This window comes from Streptomyces spinosus (assembly GCF_020400655.1).
In the GTDB taxonomy this organism is placed as follows: Bacteria; Actinomycetota; Actinomycetes; order Streptomycetales; family Streptomycetaceae; genus Streptomyces; species Streptomyces argyrophylli.
The window spans coordinates 73,535-99,381 of the sequence record NZ_JAINRC010000011.1 but is presented as its reverse complement, the minus strand read 5'-3'; the positions used below and the strand labels follow the sequence as shown (position 1 = coordinate 99,381).

Annotated in this window: 23 protein-coding genes and 2 pseudogenes; 14 read left to right on the top strand and 11 right to left on the bottom strand. The window is 73.9% G+C overall.

The window, feature by feature from the left end:
* Nucleotides 1-66: 66 nt before the first annotated feature.
* Together LG395_RS21345 and LG395_RS21340 are read left to right on the top strand one after the other, a co-directional pair.
* Complete coding sequence (locus LG395_RS21345) at nucleotides 67-615, top strand: hypothetical protein (protein ID WP_171158735.1); 549 nt, start codon at nucleotides 67-69, stop codon at nucleotides 613-615.
* A 9-nt stretch (nucleotides 616-624) separates the two neighbouring features.
* On the top strand, nucleotides 625-4,914 hold the full coding sequence (locus tag LG395_RS21340) for a cation-translocating P-type ATPase (protein ID WP_225810867.1): 4,290 nt from the start codon (nucleotides 625-627) through the stop codon (nucleotides 4,912-4,914).
* A gap of 111 nt (nucleotides 4,915-5,025) precedes the next feature.
* Here LG395_RS21340 and LG395_RS21335 read toward each other — a convergent pair whose 3' ends face one another.
* Nucleotides 5,026-6,105, bottom strand: coding sequence for an NADH:flavin oxidoreductase/NADH oxidase (locus LG395_RS21335; RefSeq protein WP_225810866.1), 1,080 nt, complete (start codon nucleotides 6,103-6,105; stop codon nucleotides 5,026-5,028).
* A 129-nt stretch (nucleotides 6,106-6,234) separates the two neighbouring features.
* Here LG395_RS21335 and LG395_RS21330 point away from each other — a divergent pair, with 129 nt between their 5' ends.
* Nucleotides 6,235-6,591, top strand: coding sequence for an ArsR/SmtB family transcription factor (locus LG395_RS21330; RefSeq protein ID WP_171158738.1), 357 nt, complete (start codon nucleotides 6,235-6,237; stop codon nucleotides 6,589-6,591).
* Here the strand turns inward: LG395_RS21330 and LG395_RS21325 are convergent.
* Nucleotides 6,508-7,902: a nucleobase:cation symporter-2 family protein gene (locus tag LG395_RS21325; RefSeq protein ID WP_225810865.1), complete on the bottom strand. Its 1,395-nt coding sequence runs from the start codon at nucleotides 7,900-7,902 to the stop codon at nucleotides 6,508-6,510. The genes LG395_RS21330 and LG395_RS21325 overlap by 84 nt on opposite strands.
* Nucleotides 7,903-8,024: 122 nt before the next feature.
* Nucleotides 8,025-9,365 (bottom strand): FAD-dependent oxidoreductase, encoded by a 1,341-nt coding sequence (locus tag LG395_RS21320; RefSeq protein ID WP_225810864.1) that lies wholly within the window; start codon nucleotides 9,363-9,365, stop codon nucleotides 8,025-8,027.
* A gap of 198 nt (nucleotides 9,366-9,563) precedes the next feature.
* Between LG395_RS21320 and LG395_RS41685 the strand changes: the two are divergent.
* A pseudogene (locus LG395_RS41685) lies at nucleotides 9,564-9,818 on the top strand (DUF6214 family protein); the annotation flags it as partial.
* Nucleotides 9,819-10,385: 567 nt separating this feature from the next.
* Nucleotides 10,386-10,586 (top strand): annotated as a pseudogene (locus LG395_RS41900) (DUF6214 family protein); the annotation flags it as partial.
* A gap of 18 nt (nucleotides 10,587-10,604) precedes the next feature.
* Here LG395_RS41900 and LG395_RS21310 read toward each other — a convergent pair.
* From LG395_RS21310 to LG395_RS21295, 4 genes are all read right to left on the bottom strand, one after another.
* Nucleotides 10,605-11,273, bottom strand: a complete 669-nt coding sequence (locus tag LG395_RS21310; RefSeq protein ID WP_225810862.1) for a TetR/AcrR family transcriptional regulator — start codon at nucleotides 11,271-11,273, stop codon at nucleotides 10,605-10,607.
* A 154-nt stretch (nucleotides 11,274-11,427) separates the two neighbouring features.
* Nucleotides 11,428-11,706 carry a hypothetical protein gene (locus tag LG395_RS21305; protein ID WP_225810861.1) on the bottom strand — a complete coding sequence of 93 codons (279 nt, stop codon included), beginning with the start codon at nucleotides 11,704-11,706 and terminating at the stop codon, nucleotides 11,428-11,430.
* On the bottom strand, nucleotides 11,703-12,431 hold the full coding sequence (locus LG395_RS21300; RefSeq protein WP_372463455.1) for a phosphatase PAP2 family protein: 729 nt from the start codon (nucleotides 12,429-12,431) through the stop codon (nucleotides 11,703-11,705). Before LG395_RS21300 ends, LG395_RS21305 begins: the two co-directional genes overlap by 4 nt.
* A gap of 321 nt (nucleotides 12,432-12,752) precedes the next feature.
* Nucleotides 12,753-13,322, bottom strand: a complete 570-nt coding sequence (locus LG395_RS21295) for a DUF5134 domain-containing protein (RefSeq protein ID WP_225810860.1) — start codon at nucleotides 13,320-13,322, stop codon at nucleotides 12,753-12,755.
* 174 nt (nucleotides 13,323-13,496) lie between these two features.
* Between LG395_RS21295 and LG395_RS21290 the strand changes: the two genes are divergently transcribed.
* The 3 genes from LG395_RS21290 (at nucleotide 13,497) to LG395_RS21280 (ending at nucleotide 16,416) form a co-directional block, all read left to right on the top strand.
* Nucleotides 13,497-15,209, top strand: coding sequence for an FUSC family protein (locus tag LG395_RS21290; RefSeq protein WP_225810859.1), 1,713 nt, complete (start codon nucleotides 13,497-13,499; stop codon nucleotides 15,207-15,209).
* A complete protein-coding gene (locus LG395_RS21285) occupies nucleotides 15,206-15,787 on the top strand; it encodes a MarR family winged helix-turn-helix transcriptional regulator (RefSeq protein WP_171158744.1) in 582 nt (193 codons plus the stop codon). The genes LG395_RS21290 and LG395_RS21285 overlap by 4 nt, the downstream gene beginning before the upstream one ends.
* Before the next feature lie 74 nt (nucleotides 15,788-15,861).
* Nucleotides 15,862-16,416: a GNAT family N-acetyltransferase gene (locus tag LG395_RS21280; protein ID WP_225810858.1), complete on the top strand. Its 555-nt coding sequence runs from the start codon at nucleotides 15,862-15,864 to the stop codon at nucleotides 16,414-16,416.
* Nucleotides 16,417-16,428: 12 nt separating this feature from the next.
* Here the strand turns inward: LG395_RS21280 and LG395_RS21275 are convergent, their stop codons facing one another.
* Together LG395_RS21275 and LG395_RS21270 are read right to left on the bottom strand one after the other, a co-directional pair.
* Nucleotides 16,429-17,742, bottom strand: coding sequence for a cytochrome P450 (locus LG395_RS21275; protein ID WP_225810857.1), 1,314 nt, complete (start codon nucleotides 17,740-17,742; stop codon nucleotides 16,429-16,431).
* A gap of 386 nt (nucleotides 17,743-18,128) precedes the next feature.
* On the bottom strand, nucleotides 18,129-18,521 hold the full coding sequence (locus tag LG395_RS21270) for a VOC family protein (RefSeq protein ID WP_171158746.1): 393 nt from the start codon (nucleotides 18,519-18,521) through the stop codon (nucleotides 18,129-18,131).
* Between the two features lie 71 nt (nucleotides 18,522-18,592).
* Here LG395_RS21270 and LG395_RS21265 point away from each other — a divergent pair, with 71 nt between their 5' ends.
* Nucleotides 18,593-19,132, top strand: coding sequence for a GNAT family N-acetyltransferase (locus LG395_RS21265; RefSeq protein ID WP_225810856.1), 540 nt, complete (start codon nucleotides 18,593-18,595; stop codon nucleotides 19,130-19,132).
* A gap of 39 nt (nucleotides 19,133-19,171) precedes the next feature.
* Here the strand turns inward: LG395_RS21265 and LG395_RS21260 are convergent, their stop codons facing one another.
* Nucleotides 19,172-19,855, bottom strand: coding sequence for a glycerophosphodiester phosphodiesterase (locus tag LG395_RS21260; protein WP_171158748.1), 684 nt, complete (start codon nucleotides 19,853-19,855; stop codon nucleotides 19,172-19,174).
* A gap of 355 nt (nucleotides 19,856-20,210) precedes the next feature.
* Here LG395_RS21260 and LG395_RS21255 point away from each other — a divergent pair, with 355 nt between their 5' ends.
* The 4 genes from LG395_RS21255 (at nucleotide 20,211) to LG395_RS21240 (ending at nucleotide 24,155) form a co-directional block, all read left to right on the top strand.
* Entirely contained in the window at nucleotides 20,211-21,608 is a 1,398-nt protein-coding gene (locus LG395_RS21255; RefSeq protein ID WP_171158749.1) for a DUF6421 family protein, read from the top strand.
* 41 nt (nucleotides 21,609-21,649) lie between these two features.
* Entirely contained in the window at nucleotides 21,650-22,405 is a 756-nt protein-coding gene (locus tag LG395_RS21250) for an SDR family NAD(P)-dependent oxidoreductase (protein ID WP_171158750.1), read from the top strand.
* Complete coding sequence (locus LG395_RS21245; protein WP_171158751.1) at nucleotides 22,402-23,472, top strand: threonine aldolase family protein; 1,071 nt, start codon at nucleotides 22,402-22,404, stop codon at nucleotides 23,470-23,472. Before LG395_RS21250 ends, LG395_RS21245 begins: the two co-directional genes overlap by 4 nt.
* Before the next feature lie 92 nt (nucleotides 23,473-23,564).
* Nucleotides 23,565-24,155 carry a transglutaminase-like domain-containing protein gene (locus LG395_RS21240; protein ID WP_225810855.1) on the top strand — a complete coding sequence of 197 codons (591 nt, stop codon included), beginning with the start codon at nucleotides 23,565-23,567 and terminating at the stop codon, nucleotides 24,153-24,155.
* Nucleotides 24,156-24,372: 217 nt separating this feature from the next.
* On the opposite strand, the gene LG395_RS21235 is transcribed toward LG395_RS21240, so the two are convergent.
* Nucleotides 24,373-25,101 (bottom strand): lysophospholipid acyltransferase family protein, encoded by a 729-nt coding sequence (locus LG395_RS21235; RefSeq protein WP_171158753.1) that lies wholly within the window; start codon nucleotides 25,099-25,101, stop codon nucleotides 24,373-24,375.
* Between the two features lie 309 nt (nucleotides 25,102-25,410).
* Between LG395_RS21235 and LG395_RS21230 the strand changes: the two genes are divergently transcribed.
* A complete protein-coding gene (locus LG395_RS21230; protein ID WP_225811006.1) occupies nucleotides 25,411-25,812 on the top strand; it encodes a thioredoxin family protein in 402 nt (133 codons plus the stop codon).
* Nucleotides 25,813-25,847: the final 35 nt, after the last annotated feature.

Here is a 25,847-nt window from a genome sequence, read left to right as displayed (position 1 = left end):
GGGGGATGACCAGCATGGTCGCGGGCACTCGGTGGGCACGCAAGACGATCTCACCCGAGGAGAGTCATGGCTGAGCAGAAGTCGTCGGCCCTCACGGCGCCCCTGCGCGGCGCGGCCTCGGTACTGCGCAGGGTGCCCGGCGCCGGAACGGTGACCAGGGCCGCCGAGGGAACACTGGACAAGGTCGGGGCGGTCTCGCCGCGCGGTCGGCGCATGGCGGTCTACGCGGGAGCGGGGGTGCTCGGCGCCGCGGGCGTGGTGGAGTGGCCCGTGGCCCTCACCGGCGCGGCGGTGGCCTGGCTCACCCAGCCTCGGCCCCCGCAGCCGGCGGGCACCGGGGAGACGGCCCCGGCCGCCGAACCGGCGCACGACCTGGGCACCGCGGCCCTCAGGTCCGGCGGCGCAAGCCCTGAGCCCGGCCAGGCGGCCGGGACCGGGACCCCCGCGGACACCCCGGCACCGGCCGGCGCCGCGACGCCGGGGCCGGTCAGGCAACCCGGCCACACGGCGGCACCGAGCCCCCCGGAGGCCCCGCACGGAGCCCGGGCGTCCGCGGGCAGGACGTCCTCCGGCCCGCTCGGACCCACCGCGCGCCCCGATCGCACCACGCTCTGAGGAGGGCATGTGCCCGGTCTGCTGACAGCGCCGTCGTCCGCCGTCCGCCGGCTGTCGGCGGCGCCACGCCTGCTCGCGCGGGCGGCGGCACCGGCGGCCGGACTGGCCGCCGGTGCCGCCGCCGGAACCGCGCGCGCCGGCGTGCGCGGCCTTGACGCCGCCGTGCGTGTGGGCCGCGTGGCGCGCAACGCGCTGCCCGGCTCCGGTGACCACTGGCGGTCCGGCGCCCGCACCCACCTGGCGGTACGGCCCCTGGAACAGGAGCGGGCGCGGCGCGCGGGCGGCACGGAACACCTGGCGCGCCGGCTGGCCGAGGCGCTGGCGGACCACCCCGACGTCCTCGTCGCCTACTGGGACGAGGGACTCGCCCGCCTGGTGGTGACCGCGACCGGTGAGGAGGCCGCCGACCGCGTCCTCGATTACGCGGCCGGCCTCGCCGAGCGGCACGGGCTCGTGCTGGCGGACGGAACCGTGGAGGAGACCACGCATCCGGCGGACCCGGCCGGGGTGCGCGCCGCGGTGGCCACACTCGCCGTCGACGGCGCCGGGATCGCGGTGGCGCTGTCCGTGTACGCGCTGCGGCTGCCGCCCTCGCCCCGGGTGGCGACCGCGGTCGTGACCCTGCTGCGGGAGAACCCGCGTTTTCGCGCGTGGCTGCGCGCCCGGCTCGGCGACACCGGCATGGACCTCCTGCTGACCTGCGCGAACGCCGCCGTGCACGGCGCCGGGCAGACGCCCACCTCCCTGGTGCTCGACGGTGCCCTGCGGGCCTGCCAGGTGGCCGAGACGGTGGCCCGCTCCGCCGCCTTCGACGCGGTGCACGACCGGCTGTGCGCGCCCGACCGCGTCAGCCTCGCCGCGCCGGGCCCGCCGCGCCCGCCGCTGCGCGTCTCCCCGGCCCACGAGTACGCGGCCCACGCCTCCGCCGGCAGCCTCCTCGGCGCGGCGGCCACCCTCCTGGTCAAGCACGACGGCGCAGAGGCGGCCGAAGCGGTGCTGGCCGGCTCCCCGAAGGCCGCCCGCTACGGTCCCGCCGCCTTCCATGCCGTGCTCAGCGCCGCCCTGGCCCGTACCGGCGTGCTGGTCCGCGCCCCGGAGCGACTGCGTCTGCTGGAGATGGCCGGCACCGTCGTCCTGCACCCCAGCGCGCTGCGCACCGCGGACGGTGAGGCCGACCCGTGGGCCGAACCCGTTCTGGACGCGGCCCGCCGGGCCGGACTGCGGGTGGTCCTCGTCGACGACCCGGCCCTGGAGGACTTCACCGGCCTCGCCGACCAGGTCGTCGACGCCCGCCGGCCACTGGACGACGTCGTGTACGAGGCTCGGGGCGACGAGGGCGCCGTCCTGGTGGTCGCCCGGGTCCGCACGGCCGACGAGCACGACGTCCTGGGCGCCCTGCGGGCCGCCGATGTCGCGCTCGCCCTGACCGACCGGGACGGGGCGGTGGTCTGGGGCGCGGACATCCTCGCGCTGCACGGCCTGCCCGACGTGTGGCGGGTGCTGACCGCGGTCCCGGCCGCCCGCCGGGTCGGCCACCGGGCCCAGACCCTGGCCCGCTCCGGTGCCGCGCTGTCCGGGCTGCTCGTCGCCGTCGGCGAGTCCGGCGGCGGGCGCGGCCGCCGGTCCGTGCTGCCGGGGCTCCGGCACGCACCCGTCGACGCCGGCGCCGCCATGGCCCTGCTGTCCGGGGTGTGTTCCGCACTGGGCGTGGCGGCGGCCCGCGCCCCGCACCCGCGCCCCCGGGTGCACTGGCACGAGCTGGACCCGGACCAGGCCCGGGACCGGCTGGCCCACGACCCGGCCGCCGGGCCCGAGCCGTCCGACACGCTGACCGCCCGGATGCGCAAGGCGGCCAAGCGCGTGGGCCGGCATCCGGCCGCCGCGCCCGCCCGCTGGTCCTACCGCCTCGGCCGCGCCGTTCGCAGTGAACTCCAGGACCCGCTCACCCCGGTCCTGGCCGTCGGCTCGGCCGCGTCGGCGATCCTCGGCTCCGTCATGGACGCGCTGCTCGTCGTCGGCGCCCTCGATCTGAACGCCCTGGTCGGCGGCATCCAGCGGCTGCGTGCGGAGCGGGCCCTGTCCGGGCTGGTCGCGGAGCAGAAGCAGAGGGCGCGCCTGGTACCGCCGGAGACCGAGGCCCCGGCCGGCGGCACCCGCACCGTGGACGCGGGCAAGCTCCGGCCGGGCGACGTGATCCAGCTCAAGACGGACGACGTGGTCCCCGCCGACGCGCGGCTGCTGTGGCAGGAGGGCCTGGAGGTGGACGAGTCCGCCCTGACCGGGGAGTCGCTGCCGGTGGAGAAGCGGACGGACCCCACTCCGCACGCCCCCGTGGCCGACCGGCGGTGCATGGTCTTCGAGGGCACGACCGTGGTGGCGGGCGAGGCCCGGGCCCTCGTCGTCGACACCGGCGACCGCACCGAGGCAGCCCGCGCCGTCCACCTCGCCGCCCGCACGCCCCCGTCCGGCGGCGTCCAGGCCAGGCTCCAGGAACTCACCCGCAAGGCGCTGCCGCTGACCCTGGCGGGCGGCGCCGCGGTGACCGGGCTGGCGCTGATGCGCGGCACCCCGATCCGCGAGGCGGTCAGCGGCGGGGTGGCGGTGGCCGTGGCGGCCGTGCCGGAGGGGCTGCCGCTGGTGGCGACGGTCGCGCAGCTCGCCGCCGCCCGGAGGCTGAGCCGGGGCGGTGTCCTGGTGCGCACCCCGCGCACCCTGGAGGCGCTGGGCCGGATGGACACCATCTGCTTCGACAAGACCGGCACGCTCACCGAGAACCGGCTGCGGCTGGTGCGTACCTCCGACGCCGGCGGCACGGTCCACGCGGTGGACGACGCCGGCTCCGAGGAGACGATCCGGGTCGCCGCGCGGGCCTGCCCGCGGCTGAACGGCGGCTCCGACCGGCCGGTGCACGCCACCGACGAGGCCGTGCTGGCCGCGGCGCCCCCCGACCCCGGCTGGATCCAGCTCGCCGACCTGCCCTTCGAGGCCGCGCGCGGATACGCCGCCGGCGTCGGCCGGAGCGGGGACGGCCCGGCGGTCCTGGTGGTCAAGGGCGCCCCGGAGACCGTGCTGCCCGCCTGCACCGGGCTGCCGGCACACGCCTCCGAGTCCGCGCACACGCTGGCCGGGGCCGGGCTGCGGGTCCTGGCGGTGGCGCAACGGCGGCTCGACGCGGCGGAGCAGGAGTCGGACGTTCCCGAACAACCCCTCCACGACCTGGAGTTCGTCGGTCTCCTGGCCCTGTCCGACGTACCCCGCGAGACCTCCACGGCGCTGGTGAACGGGCTGAACGGAGCGGGCGTACGACCGGTCATGCTCACCGGGGACCACCCGCAGACCGCGCGGGCCATCGCCGCCGACCTGGGCTGGCCGGAGGACACCGTGGTGGTCACCGGCGACGAGCTGGCCGCGGCCGACCGGGCGTCCCGGGCCCGGATGCTGCGGGACGCGGGTGTGGTGGCCCGGGTGGCGCCCGAGCAGAAGCTCCAGGTCGTGGAGGCGCTGCGGGACGCGGGCCGGGTGGTCGGCATGGTCGGCGACGGCGCGAACGACGCCGCGGCCATCCGCGCCGCCGACATCGGCGTCGGCATCAACGCGCGCGGATCTGCCGCCGCGCGCAACGCCGCGGACATCGTGCTGACCGACGACGACCTGACGGTGCTGATCGACGCGGTCGGCGAGGGACGCGCGCTGTGGCACAGCGTCGCCGACGCGATCGCCATCCTGATCGGCGGCAACGCGGGCGAGGTCGGGTTCGGCATCCTCGGCACGCTGCTGTCCGGCCGGGCGCCGCTGTCCACCCGGCAGATGCTCATGGTGAACCTCTTCACCGACCTGTTCCCGTCGATGGCGGTGGCGGTGACGGAGAAGGAGGGCGAGGCGGACCTGGGGCACGTGGAGGAGGCCGCCGGAGTGCTGGGCGACCCCCTGCTGCGGCAGATCCGGCACCGGGCCCTGACCACCTGTCTCGGCGCGCTCACGGCCTGGCTGATCGGCCGCTTCACGCCGGGCACCGCCCGGCGCTCCGGCACCATGGCCCTGTGCGGGGTGGTGGGCACCCAGCTCGTGCAGACGTTCCTCGACCGGCGTGACAGCCGCCTGGTGCAGATCACCTCGCTGGGCTCCGCGGTGGCCCTGGTGGCCGTGGTCCAGACCCCGGGCGTCAGCCGCGTCTTCGGCTGCACCCCGCTCGGCCCGGTGGCCTGGGCGGGTGTCGTGGCCGCGATCGCCCTCGCCCTGGCGGGCCAGCGCGCACTGCCCGGGCTGGAGCGGGCGGTCGGGCGGCTGCTGCCGGACTGACCGCTACCGCCTGACCCGGACCGCCGGACCCGGACCGCCTGACCCGGACCGCCTGACCCGGACCGCCTGACCCGTGCCGCCGGGCCGGGGAGCCGGCCCGGCGGCACCGGCTCAGACCGAGCGGTGGTACTGGTCGGGGACGCGGACCTGTGCGTCCAGCTCACGTGCCGCCTGACGCGCCCAGGACGGGTTGCGCAGGAGTTCCCGGCCCAGCAGGACCGCGTCCGCCTCGCCGTTCGCCACGATCTTCGCGGCCTGCCCGGGCTCGGTGATCAGGCCCACCGCGGCGACCGGCATCGGCGTCTCGGCCTTCACCCGGGCGGCGAACGGGACCTGGTAGCCCGGCCCGGTCGGGATGGTGACGCCGGCGGCGTTCCCGCCGGTGGAGACGTCGAGCAGGTCGACACCGTGGGCGTGCAGGTCGCGGGCGAGGCGGACCGTTTCCTCGGGGGTCCAGCCGCCGTCCTGGAGCCAGTCGGTGGCCGAGACGCGGAAGAACACCGGCTTGTCCGCGGGCCACACCTCCCGTACGGCGTCCACGACCTGAAGGGCGAACCGGGTGCGGTTCTCGTAGGAGCCGCCGTAGGCGTCGGTGCGGTGGTTGGAGTGCGGGGAGAGGAACTCGTTGATCAGATACCCGTGCGCACCGTGGATCTCGACGGCCTGGAATCCCGCGGCGAGCGCCCGGCGCGCGGCGGCGGCGAACTGCCCGACGATCTCGGCGATCCGGTCCGCCGTCAGCTCGGTCGGCACCGGGTGGCGTTCGTCGAACGGCAGCGCGCTCGGGGCGAGCGGCTGCCAGCCGTGCGCCTCGGGCCCCACGGGAGCGCCGCCCTTCCACGGCCGGTCGGTGGACGCCTTGCGGCCGCCGTGGCCGAGCTGGACCGCCGGCACGGTGCCCTGCGCGGTGAGGAAACGGGTGATCCGGCGGAAGGACTCCACCTGGGTGTCGTTCCACAGCCCGAGGTCGTAGGGGGAGATCCGGCCCTCGGGCGAGACCGCGGTGGCCTCCACCACGATCAGGCCGGTGCCGCCGGCGGCCCGCGCCGCGTAGTGCGCGAAGTGCCAGTCGTTCGGAGCGCCGGTGAGCGGTCCCTCCGGGTCGGCCGAGTACTGGCACATCGGGGGCATCCACACCCGGTTCGGGATGGTCACTTCGCGCAGGGTGATGGGCTCGAAGAGCGCACTCACGACGGACTCCATTCGTCACGGACCGCTGATCGCTTCGTACGGTACCCCTCGTACTACGACAGATGTCAAACTACGACGACTCTCGTACAATGCGGGCAGTAGAACTTCTCGCGAGGAAGGGCAGTCGCCGTGACCGACACCGCCACAGCCGGCCGCGCGCTGCCGCATCCGGCACGGGAGCAGATCCGGCTGGAGTTCGTGCTGCACGCGCTCTCCGATCCGATGCGGCTCCAGATCGTGCGCGAACTCGCCGCGCGTGACGCGGAGTTGACGTGTTCGCAGTTCGACCTGCCGGTCACCAAGTCCACCAGTACCCACCACTTCCGGGTGCTGCGGGAGAGCGGGGTCATCCGGCAGGTCTACCGGGGCACGGCCAAGATGAACGGCCTGCGCCGCGACGATCTAGACGGCCTCTTCCCCGGTCTGCTCGACAGCCTCCTCGCCGCCGCCGACCGGCAGTCCGGCCCGCTCCGCCCCGGCGGCTGAACCGCCGCGCCGCACCGCGAAGTGGTTGAAGAGCAGGTTCAGCACGATCGCGGACAGGCAGCCCGCGCTGATGCCGCTGTTCATCACCGTCTGGAACCAGTCCGGGAACTTCGCGTACACCGTGGGAACGCCCACCGGCAGCAGGCCGATCGCCACCGAGACCGCCACCACGGTCAGGTTGTCGTTGTCCTTGAAGTCGACCCGGGCCAGCGTCCGCAGTCCGCTCGCCGCGACCGTCCCGAACATCACCAGGCCGGCCCCGCCGAGCACCGGTGCCGGGATGGCCGCGACCACCGCGCCCAGCTTGGGCAGCAGCCCGAGCAGTACCAGGATTCCGCCGGCCGCCGCCACCACCCAGCGGCTGCGCACCCGGGTCATGCCGACCAGGCCCACGTTCTGCGCGTACGCCGTGTACGGGAAGGTGTTGAACACCCCGCCCAGCACCGTGGACAGGCCGTCCGCGCGCAGTCCGTCGGCGAGGGGGCGCGGTGCGGCCTTCCGCCCGGTCAGCTCGCCGACGGCGATCAGGTCACCCGTCGTCTCGGTCATGGTGACCAGCGCGACGACCAGCATGGACACGACCGCGGACGCGCGGAACTGCGGCGCCCCGAAGTGGAACGGCGTGCTGACGCCCACCCAGCCGGCGTCCCCGACCCCGCCGAAGTCGGTGAAGCCGAACGGCACGGCGACCGCCAGGCCGGCCGCGATGCCGAGGAGCACGGCGATCCGCGAGAGGAAGGCGGGCGCGAAGCGCTGCACACCGAGCACCACGGCCAGCACGAAGCCCGCCAGCGCCAGGTTGCGCGGCTCCCCGAAGTCCTTCGCGCCGGCGCCGCCCGCCGCCCAGTTGCCCGCGACCGGCAGCAGCGAGATCCCGATGATCAGGATCACCGTGCCGGTCACCAGCGGCGGGAAGAAGCGCAGCAGCCGGCCGAAGAGGGGCGCGAGCAGCATGATGGCCAGCCCGGCGACGATCACCGAGCCGTAGATCGCGGGCAGCCCGCCCCCCGTCGTCCCGATGAGCACCATCGGTGTCACCGCGGCGAACGTACACCCCTGCATGACCGGCAGCCGGACCCCGAACCGCCAGAAGCCGACGCACTGGATGAGCGTGGCGACGCCGCACACCAGCAGGTCGGCGGTGATCAGGTACGCCAGGTCGGCGGGCGACAGCTTCAGCGCGCCGCCCACGATCAACGGCACGGCGACCGCGCCCGCGTACATCGCGAGCACGTGCTGCAGCCCGAAGGCGGCCAGCTGTCGTACCGGGGGTATCTCGTCGACGGGGTGCACGTCTGCGGTCGTGGCCATGGGAACTCCATCAGCGGCGGGCGGGGAGTGGCATGTGGACAGGACGAGACCGTAGGCGCCTTGAACAGTTTGTTGATTTCCGGTGCGTTGCCGCTGTGTGTCCGCCCCCGGGGACAGCCGCGCTACGACGGCACCCGCGCCGCTGCCAGCAGCGCGCCCCAGTCGGAGAGCTTGACCACGCCCCGCCCCAGCCGCGCCCCGAGCTCGGCCTCCGCCTGCTCGATCGCCAGCCAGCCGTCCCAGGGCACGGGCTCGACGCCCGCCGCCCGCAGGGCCGCGACCGGCTCCTGCGGCAGGTCCGCGCGGCCGAGCGCGGGAGCGTCCGCGAGCAGCGAGGTCACCGTCTCCTTGGCGCAGGGCCGGTTGGTGCCGATGACCCCGGTCGGGCCGCGCTTGATCCAGCCGGCGACGTACTCGCCGGGGGAGGGGACGCCGTCACGCAGCACCCGGCCCTCCTGGTGCGGGACGGTGCCGCTCGCCGGGTCGAACGGCAGGCCCTCCAGCGGCACACCGCGGTAGCCCACCGAGCGCAGGACCAACTGGGCGGGCACATCCTCGTACCGGCCCGTGCCGGTCACGCCGCCCGTGCCGTCGGGGGCCGTCCGCTCGAAGCGCACGGCACCCACCCGGCCGCCGTCGGCGAGCAGTTCCACCGGCCGCAGGAAGAACCGCAGCCGGATCCGCCGCGCGGCGGCCACCGCGGGAGGCCGTGCCGCCCAGTCGCGCAGCACCTCCACATTGCGGCGCGGCCCCGCCGGCAGCCCGCCGGGATCGGCCGGATCGAGGGCCAGCTCGGCCTTGTCCACGATCACGTCGGTGTCCGGCAGCCCGCCCAGCTCGCGCAGCTCCTTGGTGGTGAAACGGGCCTGTGCGGGGCCGCGCCGGCCCACCATCTGCACCTCGGTGAGCCCACTCGCCGCCAGCGTGTCCAGGGCGGCCTGCGGAATGTCCGTCGGCCGCAGCTCCGCCGCACCCCTGACCAGCATCCGGGTGACGTCCACCGCGACGTTGCCCACCCCGATGACGACCGCCGAGCGCACCCCGCGCAGGAAGCCCGCGTCGGCCGCGTCCGGGTGCGCGCTGTACCAGGACACGAACTCGGTCGCCGACCAGCTGCCCGCCAGGTCCTCGCCCGGGATCCCCAGCCGCCGGTCGGTGGCCGCGCCCACGCAGTACACCACCGCGTGGTACAGCTCCCTCAGCCGCTGTGGCGGCAGCCCGCCGGGGCCGCCCACCCGGACCCCTCCGAGGAAGCGCACCCGTTCGTGCTCCAGCACCGTCCGCAGGCTGCCCTGGAGCGACTTGATCTTCTCGTGGTCCGGGGCGACGCCGTAGCGGACCAGGCCGTACGGACACGGCAGCCGGTCCAGGACGTCGACCCGGACCTCCGGATCACGCTGAACGAGGCTCTGGGCGGTGTAACACCCACTCGGCCCGGAACCGACGACGGCGACACGCAGCACAGCGGTACTCCTCGCCCGAAGGAGGGTGTGCGGACGGCTCCAGCATCGCACCGCGGGAGCCCGGGGGGCAGGGGCCGGTGGGGTGACCCGGGTGCGTGTCCATGCGTACGGGTGTGGTCACGACGTTACGTTGCGTGGGTGCCAGAAGCATCCTTTCTTGATCTTCGTGATCGGCAGGCGGAGGATGGCGCGGTCTCCGTGTGGCCCGCGTGGCAGGTGCGGGAGCACGACGGCGTCACGTCCTGGTTCCAGGTCCGGCTGGCCTTCCCCGACGGGGCCCGGGTCGACGCCCTTGCCGTGGTGAGCGCGGGGCGGGTCTCCATCGAGGACGTCCAGGCCGAGCCTGCCCTGTCCCTCGCCGACCTGACGGCGCTCGCCGACTGGATCGAGGGGCCACTGTTCGCGGCGTGCGGCGTGCAGGCCGGCACGGGCGCGGCGTCCCGCGCGGAGCCTGAGGCTCACGCGGCCTTCGGCGCGCTCGCGGATACGGGCGCGGCATGCGAAGGGGACGCCGATGACCCCCTGGCGTTCGGTGGGTACGGCGGTGCCGGCGCCGCGTCTGGCGGGTACGGCGATGACGGTGCGGCGTCTGGTGGGTACGGCGATGATGGCGCCGCGTCTGGTGGGTACCGCGATGAAGGCGCCGCCTCATCAGGTGTGTACGGCGATGACGGTGCCGCGTCCGGTGCGTATGGCGATGATGGCGCCGCCTCAGGTGTGTACGGCGATGATGGCGCCGCGTCCGGTGGGTACCGCGACGAAGGCGCCGCCTCAGGTGTGTACGGCGATGACGGTGCCGCGTCCGGTGCGTATGGCGATGACGGTGCGGCGTCTGCCGTGGACGTCGGTGCCGGTGTGGCCTGCGGTGAGGGCGCGGACGCCGAGGTGGCATGGGGTGTGGGCGCCGCCTCCGGCGTGGCACGCGGGGTGGGCGTGGTCGGAGCGGGTGCCGGCGTGGACCCGGACGCCGGGGGCCCGCGGATCTGGGAACCCCGGCCGGACGCCGGCCCGGCGGTCGCCGGCCGTGCCCGGCCGCCCTGGCCGCGTGGCACCGAGGGCCGCCGACTCGTCGCGCGGGAGTACCGCGCGGCGCAGGACGCGGGCGCCGACCCGGTGCTCGCTGTGATGAACGCGACCGGACGCGGTCGCCGGCGCGCCCTGCGGCTGATCGCCCAGGCGCGGGACGCGGGCCTCCTCGCACCCCGTCACGCCCGGCGCTGACACAGCGGCCGGACCGCGTCAGACAGTGCCGGGCCGCTCCTCCGTGGCGAAGAACCGGGAGACGTCCCCCTGCCCCGCCCCGCGCCCCTCCTCGCTCTCCGGGGGCACACCCATCTCCCACTCGAGTCCATACCGCTGGAACAGCTCCGTCCGCAGCACCGGCACGGGCATCGGCACCCCCGGCACGAGCGCCGCGTACACCGCGCCCATCAGCAGGGCCCGCAGCATCGGGTAGTCGGCCGAGACGTTCTGCGCGCCGTACAGGGCGACGGTGTCGCTGAGCAGCTCCGCCAGGCGGCGCTGCTCGGGGCACTGCACGAAGCCCTCGGCCTGGAGCAGGCCCGCCATGTGCTGCCGCATCAGCACGGGCCGGTCCCGGGCGAGGCCCAGGATCGCGTCGATGGCCCGGGCCAGCCGTTCCCGGCCGTCCTCGGTGCGCGGCTCCCGCTCCAGCGCCTCCTCCAGCGTCCGGTGCATCAGCCGGTGCACGGCGGACTGCACCAACTGGCGCTTGCCGGGGAAGTAGTACGACACCAGACCGCGCGCCGAACCGGCCCGGTCCGCGATGTCGCCCAGCGTCGTGGCCTCGAACCCGTGCTCGCCGACCAGCTCCACGGCGGCCTGCAGCAGCCGTTCCCGGGAACGCCGCCGCAATTCTTCATTGACCGAGGCGCTGCGCGGGGACATCCTGTAACTCCTGCGTTGACTGGCTGCCAGCCAACTATACTCAACGCAGCGGGTATCCCCATGCCTGGGGCCCGCCCGGAACAGCCGTCCGTCTGGGGCGACGCGGGGGATCGTCTCAGACGGGCGGTGCGGTGCGTCCGCTCGCGGTCGGTGCTCAGCCGACGAGATCCAGTACCGGCAGCATCGCGTCGGGGCGCTGAGGCGCCGCCCGACGCCGAAGAGGTTGCAGCTCCGCGGTCTCGTCCCGCACCGCCCACAGCGCCGCGAGGTCCGCCGGCAGCTCCAATGGCTCCCCACCGCCAGGCTGTGCGCCGGCCGCCTCCAGAGCCCGCGCGGTGCGGGTCGGTGCGGGCTCGGACAGCGGGTAACCGGTCTCGTCCAGCACCGCGCGCAGCCACGACTCGGCCGCCTCGGTGCGCCGCACGGCGGTCATGCGCCCGGACTCCACCGGCCGCGCGACGGTCGCGTCCCGCCGGCGCGCGGCCACTCGTGGACGGTCACCGCCGCCGCGACCAGCGCCGCGCCGGCCAGCCACCCGCCGAGCACGTCCGAGGGCCAGTGAACGCCCAGCCACACCCGGGTGACGCCGACACCCAGCACCGAGACGACTGCCGCCGTCACCGCGGCCCGCCACAGGGCGGGGCGTGGGCCGTGACGGTGCAGCAGCCACAGCAGCAGGCCGCAGACGACGGTGGCGGTCATCGCGTGACCGGACGGGAAGGCCGCGTAGTGCGCGGAGTCGACCGGGTCCGGCCAGACCGGGCGGGGCCGGCCGACGGCGGACTTCACGGCCTGCTGCACGAGCGTGGCCACCGCGCAGGTGATCGCCAGCCACAGCGCGGTCCACCAGGCCGCGCGCCGCCAGACGAGCCACACCGCAGCCGCCGCGCAGACCAGACGCATGGTGGTCGGGTCCCACACCCAGTCCGTCAGGACCCGGAAGACCCGCGTCACCGCGTGGTCGCCGACCGCCCAGCGGTGGGTGGTGCGGGAGATGCCGCCGTCCACGGTGATCAGGGGGTGCCAGCGCAGGGCGACGAGCACCAGCAGCACCAGGAAGCAGGCGCCGAGCGTGGCGGCCAGGCGGGCGGCTCTGCGGAGCGCCGTCGGTGGCTCGGCGACGGGGGGCGACGGGGGAGCGGAGGGGCGATGGCGCATGCCGTGATCCTTGTGCAAGCGAGGCGCCGTGGCCAAGTCCCGGCGGAGCGGGGACACCGCGACCACGTCTCCGTAGGGTAGGCCCCGCGGGACGGACGGCACCGTCCAGCCGCCAGCCGCCAGCCGCCAGCCGGGCGAGGAAACGGACCGTCACTCGATGTGCGGTGGGTGCCCGGCTGGGCGTGCCCCCGGCTGCCCGGCCACGGGCAAGGACGTGCGCGGCGGCGGTGTACCCACCAGCGGTTCGGCGCGACGCCCCCGTACGGCCTCCCCGGCGGCACGGCCGGAGCGCGCAGGCCGCCGCGAGGAGCCCGGCGGTCGTCACATCGCCAGCAGCATCGCCATCATGCCGATCCCCATCGACAGGCGGCAGGCCCGGGCCAGTTCGGGGCGGTCGCCCCAGTGCGCCGGGCCGCCCCCGCCCGTGGGGCCTGTTCCGCCCGCCGGCGCGGGGGCGGGTACCAGCCGGGCACCGGAGAACAGCACGTAGCCCGCGAAGTACAGCAGCAGGGCGCCGGTGAGCATCGGCACGCCGCTGCCGCCGTGCCCGTGATGGGCGGCGGGCGGGGACGCGGCCATCGCCACCGCCATGTAGACCATCGCGGCGCTGCCCACCAGATGGTGCAGATGGTGCGGGGCATCGCGCGCGGCCCACAGCGCGCGCAGGGCCGCCGCGCCGAACACGGCCGCGTACACCGGCCACGCCCATCTCGGCGGCGTGAACACCGCCGCCGGGACGGCCATCGCGGCCATGCCGAAGCCCATCAGCGCCTCGCCGCCCGCGGCCCGGCGCTGCTCCTCGACACCGCTGCGCATCCGCAGCAGGCAGTAGGCCCCGGTCAGCGCGCACAGCGCGACCAGCAGCCAGGCGATCGACACCGGTCCGTGCACGCGCACCTCCACGCTCGACGGTCGGTCGAGGGTGCGATGCCCATCGTCGGCGGAGCGCACGCGAGCGCAAGGGGGTACACGGGGAGCATGCGGGGGAGCACGGTCGGTGACCAGGTTCTCCGCCCGGTTCTCCGCAACTGTTTTACAGGTAAAATACATGCTAAGTTGTTGGGTATGAGCAGTGCGACCCGCCACCGTCTTCCCCTCGCCACGACCCTCCGCCTCGGGCGCCCCTCCGACATCTGGTTCAAGCCCGCGCTGAGCGTCGTGGCCGCGGTCGCCCCGCCCAACCTCACCCTGCTCGCCCTCGGCCGCCTCGACCTCGCCATGTACACGATGGCCGGCTCCCTGTGCGCGCTCTACGGCCACAACCGGCCCTACGCCGCCCGGGCCCGCACGCTCCTCTGGGTCGTGCTCGGCATGGTCGGCGGCCTCGCCGTCTCCCTGCTCGCCGCCGCACTCACCACGAGCGCCGTCGTCCTCGTCACCGTCGGCGCCGTCCTCGCGGCGGTCCAGAAGACCGTGTGCGACGCCACCCGTATCGGACCGCCCGGCAACGTGGTCCTCACCTTCATCAGCTCCGCCTCGCTGTTCGCTCCGCAGACCCCCGGCCAGGTCCCCGGCCACGTCGGCCTGGCCCTGGCCGCCGGCGCCTGGGCCTGGCTGGTCGGCATGGCCCCCGGGCTGCTCCGCCCGCACGGCCCCGAGCGCCGCGCCACCGCCCAGGCCCTGAACGCCGCCGCCGCGTACGCCGAGACGCGCGGCACCGCCGACGGCCACGCCCGGGCCCGTGCCGCGACCGCCGCCGCGATCCACGCCGCCTGGCAGTCGCTGCTCGCCGCCGGCGCCCACCCCGACCGCACCCGGCGCGCCCTCGAGCAGCTCGTCGTCCGCGCCGAGGTCGCCCTGGCCGCGCCCGCCGACACCGACCCCGTCCGGCTGCGCGCCTGGGCCCGCGACCTGCGCGGCACCGGCCGCGTCCCGCGCGTCGAGACGCCGCGCGAGTCCGCCGACGAACTCCTCGGTCTGGCCGCCGAACAGGCACTCCCGGCCCGCTCGCCGTGGCACCGCCTGGCCCCCCTCGCCCCTCTCGCCGTGCGCACCGCGCTCGGCTGCGCCCTCGCCGGATACGCGGCCCTGGCGCTCGGCGTCGGCCGCCCCTACTGGGCGCTGGTCACCGCGGCCTCGCTCTACCAGGCCAACGTCACCCTCACCTGGAGCCGGGGCGTCCAGCGGGTCGTCGGCAACCTCCTCGGCGTCCTCCTCTTCGCCGCGCTCGCCCCGCTCACCCATCTGCACCCCGCCGCCCTGGTGCTGTGCTGCCTCGCCCTCAACTTCGGGGCCGAGGCGCTGATCGGCCGCAACTACTGGCTGGGCAGTGTCTGCGTCACCCCGATGGCCCTGCTCATCACCGAGTTCGCCCGCACCCAGGACGCGACCGAGCTGATCACCGACCGGATCGTGGACACCCTCGTCGGCGCCCTGGTCGGCTTCCTCGCCGCCGTCGCCGTCACCAACCGGCGCGCGGGCGACCGCCTGGAGCACGCCCTGACCGCGGCGGACCGGGCCCGCGAGCACGCCGCCCGCCTGCTCTCCGGGCCGCACGCCGAGCCTCGCGCGCTGGAGTCCGCCCGCCGTGCCCTCGCCGCCGCCCTCGTCGATCTGCGCGCCACGGCCGACGCCGCCGCCGGCGAGTGGTGGCAGCGCGCCCTGCCCGAGGAGCGGCTCGTGCTCACCGAGCAGGCCGGACACCGTACGCTCGCGGCGACGGTACGGCGGCAGGGCCTCGTGCCGCAGGACCCGGACGGCCACCAGGCGCCGGGCCCCGACCAGGACCGCGACCGGGTCCAGGACCCGGGCAGGACGACGGAGGACATACGGCCATGACGGCGACGAACGGCGGACCGACGCCCGGGAGCGACGCGACCGGTAACCGGCCCCGGACCGGCACCGACCCCGCGCGCGGCGACACCGTCTCCGCCGTCGTCCGCCAGTGGCGGGCCGTCCACCCCGAGCTGGACACCGGGCCGATGCAGATCATCGGCCGGATCAACCGCTGCGCCGCCCTGCTCCAGCAGGCCGAGGACGCCCCGCTGCGCCGGGCCGGCCTGAGCCGCGCCGAGTTCGACCTGCTCGGCGCGCTCCGCCGCACCGGACACGAGCTGACCCCGGGCGAACTGGCCCGGGAGACCTTCTCCTCCGGAGCCGCCGTCACCAAGCGGATCAAGCAGCTGACCGAGCGCGGCCTGGTCGAACGGCGCGGTGACACCCGCGACCGCCGCGTGGCCCACGTCCGCCTCACCGACACCGGCCGTGACCTGGTCGACGGCATCCTCCCCGGACAACTCGCCTACGAGACGTCCGTACTGTCCGTGCTCGACCCGGCCGGGCAGGGTGAACTCGCCGGTCTGCTCGGCGAGTTGCTCAGCCATTTGGAGGGCCGGACGGGAAGCCTTGGGGCGTAGCGGGACCTGCCGCCGCGTTCCCGTCCCGGCGTGCCTGGCGGCCCCGGGCGTACCGCGGCGTGTTCCAATCGGGCATGGCATCGTCCTGGACTGGTGAACGGGTACGCCTGCGCGCCATCGAGCCCGACGACTGGACGGCGTTCGCGCGCCTCGCCGACGAGGGGCGGCGCGTGGGCCGGCTGGACCTGCCCCGGTCCGCCGAGAGCCACCGTGCGTGGGCGAGGGAGCAGGCCGTCGCGGGGTGCGACGGCGACCGGTTCCGGCTGGCGGTCGAGACGACGGCCGGGCAGGAGGTGGTCGGCACGGTCGCCTCGCACCGCACCGGCCGTCACTCGGGCTGGTTCGAGTTCGATGTCGCGATCGGCGCCGAGCACCGGCGCAGGGGCTACGCCGCGGAAGCCCTGACGCTGCTGTTGCGCTTCATGTTCGAGGAGCGGCGCTATCACAAGTGCATGGCGGTCGTCCACGCCCGCAACGAGGCGTCGCTGGCACTCACACGCCGGCTCGGTTTCACCGAGGAGGGACGGTTGCGGGAGCACGTCTTCTTCGCCGGCCGGCACCACGACCTCGTCGTGATGGGCCTGCTCGCCGGCGAGTTCGGCCGGCGGCACACGGTGAGCCGACCGTGACCGGCGAGCCGGTCACCCGGGGCGGGACCGCACCGGGTCCCGCGAGGTGGCCCGCAGGCGCAGGCCGGGGGTCGCCAGACCTTCGAAGGTGGTGACCCGGAAGCCGGGTTCCGGTCCGGGCGGCTCGCTCAAGCGGTGGCGGCGGGCCGTGTGCGCGGTCAGGAGGGTCAGCATCGCCATGGCCAGGGCGGCTCCCTCGCAGCCGTGCGGCCCGGTGCCGAAGGAGAGGAAGGCGCCGGGACCGGCCGGCGAGCCCGGATCGTCGAGCCAGCGCTCGGGCCGGAACCGGTCGGGCTCGGCGTGTTCGCGTGCGTCCCGGTGCGCGGTGTAGGGGCAGACGAGAACGGTGGAGCCGGCGTCGAGGGTGTAGCCGGCGAGCTCGGTGGGCCGTGCGGTCCGCCGGGTCAGCAGCCAGCTCGGGGGGTAGAGCCGGAGCACCTCGCGTACCAGCGCCTGGGTGTAGCGCAGTTCGTCCAGGTGGGCGCTGGTCGTCGCGGCGGGGTCGGCGGGCAGCGCGGCGGCCTCGGCCGCGACACGGTCCGCCGCCCCCGGGTGCCGGGCCAGGTGGAGCAGGATCCAGCCGGCTGCCCGGGTGGGTGCCTCGAAGGTGGCGACGGTGATTCCGGGGAGGGTGTCGAGGACGGCCTCCTCCGGCAGCGGGCCGTAGCGCGAGGAGGGCCGGAGCATCTGCCCGAGCACGTCGTCGCCGAGCCGGCCCGACGCGAGGCGCCGGCGGACGACGGGCCGCAAGGCGTCGGTGAAGGCGGCCTGTTGCCGGGTGCGGAACCGCCGTGCCGGGGTGGGGACCCACCGCGGCCATTCCCAGCGGGAGGGGCGCACCAGCACTTCCCGGGCGAGGAAGAGCCGTGCGGCGAACGGCAGCAGGGCCGGAGCGTCCTCGGAGAAGAGGTAGCGGACGCCGATCTCCGCGAGGGCGTGCCGGGCCGCGGTCAGGACCTCGACGTCCTGGCCCGTGGGCCACCGGTCGGCGAAGAGCGCGGCTCCGGGCGCGATCTCGCCCACCCGGGCCGCGACCGCCTGCGCGCGCAGTCCGCGCATGCGGGCCGCGTGGGCGTGCAGACGCTGCTGAGCCGACGGCGTCCCGTTCGACCCCTTCAACGGCGGGAAGAGCGGCGAGGGTGCCTTGGGGAAGTCCTCGGCGCGGCTCAGTACGGCCTCGCACGGCCCGGCCGTGGCGGCCACGTAGACACCCGGCTCCAGCTGCCAGACGTCCCCGCACTCGTCCAGGCCACGCCGTGCCTCCGCCAGCCGGTCACGGCTCCACGCGGCGAAGCCGCCTCCGGGCAGCCGCGGCGGCTCATTCATCCGGCTCATGAGATCGTCCCCGACCTTCGTACCTGTCCAGGGCGACGCCCTCGGCAGCGCGGCTCACGGCCGGCGGGCGCCCGGGGCGCCCGCCGGGAGTGCCCTCAGACTCAGTCGCCGGCGTACGCGTCCCATTCGTGGGATCCGTACGCACCGTAGCGGCGGGTGAAGGACAGCTTGCCGAGCAACTTGGCGATCATGATGCGCTCCTCTCGCCTGTCTGAGCCCGTCCAGCCGGGGAGTCCGATGAACCCACCAGCACGAGATGCCGCAATCGCCATCTTTCCAGCACATGCCGTATATGTCATATCCGGACGGCACGTGCCCCGGCCTGTCCGGAGGCTGGGTCCTCCCGTGCGGATCCGGCCTGGTCCGAACGAGAGGCCTTAGATCCCCGGCCGGTACCGCAGGGGGTGGTCCGGCGGGATCTCCACCAGCACGATCGGGGTGCCGTCCGGGTCGGCGATCCACATCTCGACCAGGCCCCACGGCTCCCGCACCGGGGCCCGGACGATCTCGACGCCGCGCGCCCGCAGTTCCCCGGCCGCGGCTGTGACGTCCCCGACCTGCAACCACAGCCGCGCCGCGGGCGAGGACGGGCCCTCGGACCGGCCGGACACCTCGAGGAAACCGCCGCCGAGGAAGTAGACCGTGCCGCGCTCGGGGCCGGTACCGAACTCGCGGTAGACGGACAACCCCAGCTGCTCGCCGTAGAAGGCGCGGGAGCGCTCGGGGTCGGTGGGCCGGAGCAGGATCCGGCTGCTGAGTACATGCACCATGCGGGGGGAGCCTAGCGGCAGGGTTACCCTCGTCCCTGGCTCAGCCACGCCCGAGATCGGAGACCGCAACCATGGACGCCACCGCCACCGGACTCACCTTCCGGGACGCCACCGACGCCGACGTCGACGCCCTCGTGGCGCTGATCGAGTCGGCGTACCGGGGGGACGACAGCCGGGCCGGGTGGACCACCGAGGCGGACCTGCTGGAGGGTCAGCGGACCGACCCGCAGGGCGTGCAGGAGGTGATCAAGGCCCCCGGCAGCCGGCTGCTGACCGCCGAGCGGGACGGCCGTGTCGTCGCCTGCTGCCAGCTGGAACACCGCGGCGACCACGCCTACTTCGGCATGTTCGCGGTCAGTCCCGCCCTCCAGGGCGCGGGCCTCGGCAAGGTCGTCATGGCGCAGGCGGAGCGCCTGGCCAGGCAGACCTGGGGCGTCACCGAGATGCAGATGACGGTGATCTCCCAGCGGGAGGACCTGATCGCCTGGTACGAGCGCCGCGGTTACCGCCGTACGGGCCGGACGCAGCCGTTCCCGTACGGCGACGAGCGTTTCGGCATCCCGCTCCGCTCCGACCTGCGGTTCGAGCTGCTGGTCAAGCCGCTGGTGTGAGGTCACGGCAGCCGTGCGGGCACGGGCCCGTACGCCTGGTCAGGCGGTGAACCTGCCGGTTCGCTTGATCTCGGGATAGTCGGTCGTCGCCCCGTCCAGCTCCAGGGCACGGACCAGCCGCAGCTGGTCCTGCGTGTTGACCACCCAGCCGATGATCCGCAGCCCGGACGCGCGCGCGTGCTCGACGATCTCCAGGGTGAGCCGGCGGATGTCGAGACACACCGTGGCGGCACCCACGGCCACGGCACGGTCCACCACGTCGGTGCCGTACCGGCTCGCGACCAGCGCGGTGCGCACGCCCGGCACCAGCCGCGCGATCTCGGCGACCGCCTCGTCCTGGAACGACGACACCTCGACCCGCGCGGTCAGGTCACGCGCGCGCATCACCTCGGCCAGTGCCCGCGCCGCGGCCACGTCCTCGATCCCGACCTGCAACGGGGTGCCGACCGCTTCCAGGACCTCCTCGAACACCGGCACCCGCTCCCCGCGTCCCGCGTCCAGGGCGCGCAGCTCCGCGAGGGTCTTCTCGGCGACCGGTCCGCAGCCGTCGGTCGTGCGGTCCACCTCCGCGTCGTGCATGACGACCAGGGCGCCGTCCTTGCTGAGGTGCAGATCGAGTGCGATCAGGTCCAGGCCGGCCTGCTGCGCGGCGACGAAGGAACGGAGGGTGTTCTCGGGCTCGACGCCCATGACACCGCGATGTCCGATGGTAAGGAAGTTCAAGGTCAACTCGCTTCCGTCGACGGCGGCTCGGCGACGCGCGGACCGACGGCCCCCGTACCGGACGTCGTCGTCCACGCGGCAGGCTCGCAGCCTAGTGGCCGGGCCGCGCGTTGGACCCGTGGCTGCACCGGGGCTTCCGGCTCCCGGACGGCCGCCCGCCGGCCGGTACCCATCGGACCACGGCCGCCCCCGGCTCGCATGTTGTCGCGGAAGTGAGCGTCGTCACGGTTTACCGCAGGAAAAATGTCGGTGACCAAGGGGTCCGACAGAATAATCTCCCGATTCTGCTCTTGCTGAGAGAAACCGGGTATGCATACGGTGTCTCTACGCGAGGTTCTCCTGTGGAGGATGGGACATGACGGAAATTCTTGTGCAGTCGGGTGTGGAGGATCAGGTTTCTCCGCTGACCAGGGTGGTGGAGCACCCGGCCTGGCCCGTGCTCAAGGATGCCGTGGAGCAGATTCGGCCATGGCAGTCGAAGGACGGATCGATCGACTTCGACGCCGAGGGCGCCCCGGAGCGGGCCGACGCCATGGCGGCCGTCGAGCGTGTCGCCGACGCGGTCGAGCGGCTCTCCCCGTTCCTGCCGCACGACGCCGCCTACCACGAGGCGCTGGTGAGGGACCTGCGCCGCTGGGCCGGGGGCGGCTTTAAGGTCCCGGACTTCCTGGACTCCCTGCTGGCCTTCAACCCGGCCGCGAACCGCGCCGACGGCCTTCAGCACCTGGTCGTCTTCCCGATGTACACGCAGAACGGCAACCCGGACCGCAACCTGGAGGCGGTCGTGCTGCGCATGGTCTGGCCGGACTGGCTGGCCGAGCTGGAGCGCACCCGGTACGACAACCCGCTCTTCTGCGGCATCACCTTCGAGGACTTCACCTCGGGCTACGACACCAACTCCGCCGTGCTCTTCCCGGAGACGATCGCCGTGCGCGAGGCGCCGGAACGTTTCTCCTGGGGTGGCATCTTCTGTGACCGCGAGGCCGCCCGCTTCCGTCGCGTGACCGAGGCCGCCGTCGGCCTCCTGGGCCTCGAACTGCCCGAGGACATCGCCGCCATGGTCCACGACCAGAAGCGCTGCGAAGAGGCCTTCGTGCTCTGGGACATGGTCCACGACCGCACCCACAGCCACGGCGACCTGCCGTTCGACCCGTTCATGATCAAGCAGCGCCAGCCGTTCTGGATGTACGGCCTGGAGGAGCTGCGCTGTGACCTCACCGCCTTCAAGGAGGCCGTGAAGCTCCAGGCGGACGGCGTCCCGCAGGCGCGTGACGTGCAGTACGCGGTCCTCTTCGACCGCATGTTCCGCTTCCCCGTCACCGGCGACCGCAACCGCAACTACGACGGGCTCGGCGGCCAGCTGCTCTTCGCCTACCTGCACAAGCACGACGTCGTCCGCTGGACCGACAACAAGCTCTCCATCGACTGGGAGCGCGCCCCGCAGGTCACCAACCAGCTGTGCGCCGAGATAGAGAAGCTCTACCGGGACGGCATCGACCGCCCGAAGCTGGTGCACTGGTTCGCCGGCTACCAGCTGGTGTCCACCTACCTCGCCCCGCACCCCGGGTCCAAGTGGGCCAAGGGCCCGGACGCCCTGGACCTGACCCAGCCCCCGCGCAAGCTCGTGGACGACGTGCTTGCCGACGAGTTTCCGCTGAGCATGTTCTATGAGGCCCTGTCCAAGAAGCTGAAGAATGTGATCGCCTCCACCAAGGGCATCACGGCGGACACCGCCGAGCGGATCGCCGCGTGAGCGACCGCGTCGTCCGGAACACTGCTTCAGAGGGGAAGAACATGGGGAACGGGACGAACGGACCGCTCAGCGGCGCGGTGATCGCGGTGGCCGGTGCGGGCGGTCCCGCCGGGCGCGCGGCGCTGCTGCGGCTCGCCGAGGCCGGGGCGACCGTCGTCGGGGCGGACAACGACCCGCAGCGGCTCTCCGAGGCCGTCGACGCGGCCCGGTACGCCTCCGGTGGCGCGACCGTCACCGGTGACACGGTGGACCTGCTCGACCTGCAGTCCACCCGGGACTGGGCCGCGCACATCGAGAAGGACTTCGGCCGGGTCGACGGGCTCGTGCACCTGGTGGGCGGCTGGCGGGGCAGCGAGACGTTCACCAAGACCAGCCTGGACGACTGGGACTTCCTGGAGCTGCTGCTCGTCAAGACCGTGCAGCACACCTCCCTCGCCTTCCACGAGGCGCTGCAGCGCAGCGAGCGCGGCCGGTACGTGCTGATCAGCGCGGCCGGTGCGTCGAAGCCGACCGCCGGCAACGCCGCGTACTCCGCGGCCAAGGCCGCCGCCGAGGCGTGGACGCTCGCCATGGCCGACTACTTCCGCAAGGCGGGCGGCGCCGAGGGGCCGACGTCCGCGGCTACCATCCTGGTGGTGAAGGCGCTGGTGCACGACGCCATGCGCGCCGAACGCCCCAACGCGAAGTTCGCGGGCTTCACGGACGTCAAGGACCTGGCCGAGGCCATCGAGGGTGTCTGGAGCAAGCCCGCCGCGGAAGTGAACGGAAACCGTCTGTGGCTGACCGAGAAGCCGTGAACCCTCCGAAGACCGACGCGCGTCGCCACCACGACCCGCAGGTCCGCGGTTTCGCCAGTGACAACTACGCCGGAGCGCACCCCGAGGTGCTGGCCGCCCTGGCCCTGGCGAACGGCGGCCACCAGGTGGCGTACGGCGAGGACGACTACACCGAGAACCTGCAGCGGATCATCCGGAGCCACTTCGGGGCCACCGCGCAGGCCTTCCCGGTCTTCAACGGCACGGGCGCGAACGTGGTCGCGCTCCAGGCGGTCACGGACCGCTGGGGCGCGGTGATCTGTGCCGAGAGCGCGCACATCAACGTGGACGAGGGCGGTGCGCCCGAGCGCATGGGCGGGCTCAAGCTGCTCACCGTGCCGACACCGGACGGCAAGCTCACGCCCGAGCTGATCGACCGGCAGGCCTGGGGCTGGGAGGACGAGCACCGGGCGATGCCCCAGGTGGTGTCGATCACCCAGAGCACCGAGCTGGGCACCCTCTACACGCCCGAGGAGATCCGCGCGATCTGCGAGCACGCCCACGCGCACGGCATGAAGGTGCACCTGGACGGCTCCCGGATAGCCAACGCGGCCGCCTCCCTGGACGTGCCCATGCGGACGTTCACCAACGCGGTCGGCGTCGACATCCTCTCCCTGGGCGGCACGAAGAACGGCGCCGTGTTCGGCGAGGCGGTCGTCGTGCTCAACCAGGACGCGGTGCGGCAGATGAAGCACCTGCGGAAGATGTCGATGCAGCTGGCCTCCAAGATGCGTTTCGTCTCCGTGCAGTTGGAGGCGCTCCTCGCCAAGGACCTGTGGCTGCGCAACGCCCGGCACGCCAACGAGATGGCCCAGCGGCTCGCCGAGGGCGTCCGCGCGGTGCACGGCGTGGAGATCCTCTACCCGGTGCAGGCCAACGGTGTCTTCGCCAAGCTGCCGCACGACGTGAGCGAGCGGCTCCAGAAGCGGTTCCGGTTCTACTTCTGGGACGAGGGTGCCGGGGTGGTGCGCTGGATGTGCTCCTTCGACACCACGGAGGACGACGTCGACACGTTCGTGGCGGCGCTGAAGGAGGAGATGGCGCGCTAGCCGCCGGCTCTCCCCCCTCTCGTTATGCATAGGTATGCGGTCACCTGAAAAATGATTGACTCCGGGTGACCGTGTTCCTATGCTCTGCGGGCATGGAGCTCATCCAGGACACCGCCGACCTGTCCGCGTATCTGGCCGCCGATGACGTCATCGACCATCACCATCCGGTGGTCCGGCAGACCGCCGCCCGCCTGGCGGCGGAGGTCTCCGACTCGTATGAATATGCGCGGGTCGCCTATGAGTTCGTCCGGGACGCCATCGCGCACTCCCAGGACTCGGGCGACCTCCGCGTCACCTGGCGCGCCTCCGACGTGCTGGCCCTCGGTACGGGCATCTGCTACGCCAAGTCCCATGCCCTGGCCGCCCTGTTGCGGGCCGAGGACATCCCCGCCGCCCTGTGCTACCAGCGGCTGGGGGACGGTGAGGGCGGGCACGCGGTCCACGGCCTGGTCGCCGTCCGTTTCCGTGGCGCCTGGCACCGGCAGGACCCCCGCGGCAACAAGCCGGGTGTCGACGCCCGGTTCTCGCTGGACGGCGAGCGGCTGGCCTGGATCCCGGACCCCTCGTCGCACGAGGTGGACTATCCGCTCCTGTACGCCGCACCACACCCGGTCGTCCTCGCCGCCCTGCGCGCCGCACCGGACCGCCCGCACCTGGGCAGGACGCTGCCTGCCAGGCTGTGAGCGCAGTTGTTGAGCTGAGCGCGTGCCCGGAAGGACGAACGTGTCCATCGAACGGCTCGACCCGGACTGGGCGCGAGGCTGGTGCGAGCGGACTCCCGCGGAACTCAGGGCTCTGGCGTCGTCGTTCCTGAAGATGCGCAACCCTGTACCGGGACGGACACATCGCCCGGACGATCGGTGACGGGAACCGACCCGGCGACCTGCCCGTGCCGCAGGCTCAGTGGGCGGCGGCTGTGCGCAGTTCCTCGGTGGTCGGCGCGGTGCCGCCCAGGTGGGTGGGGAGCCACCAGGTGTCCTCCGGGCCCTTGGGGCGGCCCGGGTAAGCGCGCTGGGCGGCGTCCAGGAGTTCCTGGACGCGTTCGCGCAGGCGGCGGGTGATCGCGCCGGCGTACTGGTCGCGCGGTGCCTCCACCGGCTCGCCGACGCGGACGGTGACGGGCAGGTGGTCGCGCTTGAAGTTGCGGGGGTGGCCCTTCGTCCACAGCCGCTGCGTGCCCCACACCGCCATCGGGACCAGCGGGACGCCCGCCTCCTGGGCGAGCCGGGCCGCGCCCGACTTGAAGCTCTTCAGCGTGAACGACTCCGAGATCGTCGCCTCCGGGAACACCCCGATGACCTCGCCGGAGCGCAGCGAGTCCAGCGCGTGCGCGTACGCCGTCTCGCCCTGCGTGCGGTCCACCGGGATGTGCTTCATGCCCCGCATCAGCGGCCCGGAGACCTTGTGCCGGAAGACCGACTCCTTCGCCATGAACCGCACCAGGCGCTTCTGCGGCAGCGCGGCCAGACCGTTGAAGATGAAGTCCAGGTAGCTGATGTGATTGCTCACCAGAACCGCGCCGCCCGCGCGCGGGATGTTCTCCGACCCCTTGCAGTCGATCTTCAGGTCCCAGACCTTGAACATCGTCTTGGCGAAACCGATGACGGGACGGTAGACCAGCTCTGCCATGGGCGGGGTGGACCCTTTCTGCTCTGCTCGGGAAAGGGGCTCCCGGCGGGAAAGTTACGCAGCCGTAGGTTTACGGCGTCTCGCAGATCGTGCCCGAAGAACGGACGGGGAGCCAGTCCTGGTGCCCCGCGGCGGCGAGATCCTCGTCACGTCGGCCTACAACCCACCGTGGATCCTCACGTTCCTTTACTCCACTCGTGTCGTGGTTCCCCGTGAAGGGGGGAACATGCCGGACCGTGACGGCTGCGGCCGCGTCAGGGCCCCCGGGAATCATCGCGGGCGCGGGAACGCTTGTATGGGAAAGGACCGGTGGTGTGCCGGGCGGTGCTCGCGGCGGCGGGCGCCGATGAAGGGCCGTACGGACGGCGGAAGGGGAGAACGCGGGTGCGCGGGCACGACGACGGCAGGCGGCTCGGTGCGGCCGAACTCGGCGGCGAACTGGGGGAGCGCGCCACGCTCGTACAGTTCTCCAGTGCCTTCTGCGCGCCCTGCCGGGCCACCCGGCGCGTCCTCGCCGAGGTCGCCGGAATGGTCCCGGGTGTCACCCACGTCGAGGTCGACGCCGAGGCGCACCTGGACCTCGTACGCGAGCTGGAGATCCTCAAGACGCCGACCGTCCTCGTCCTCGACGCCGGGGGGCGTGTGGTGCGGCGCGCCACCGGACAGCCGCGCAGAGCGGACGTCATCGCCGCACTGGGGGAGGCCGTGTGAGCGGGTGTCAGGGAACGGTGAGGCGGCTTCCACAT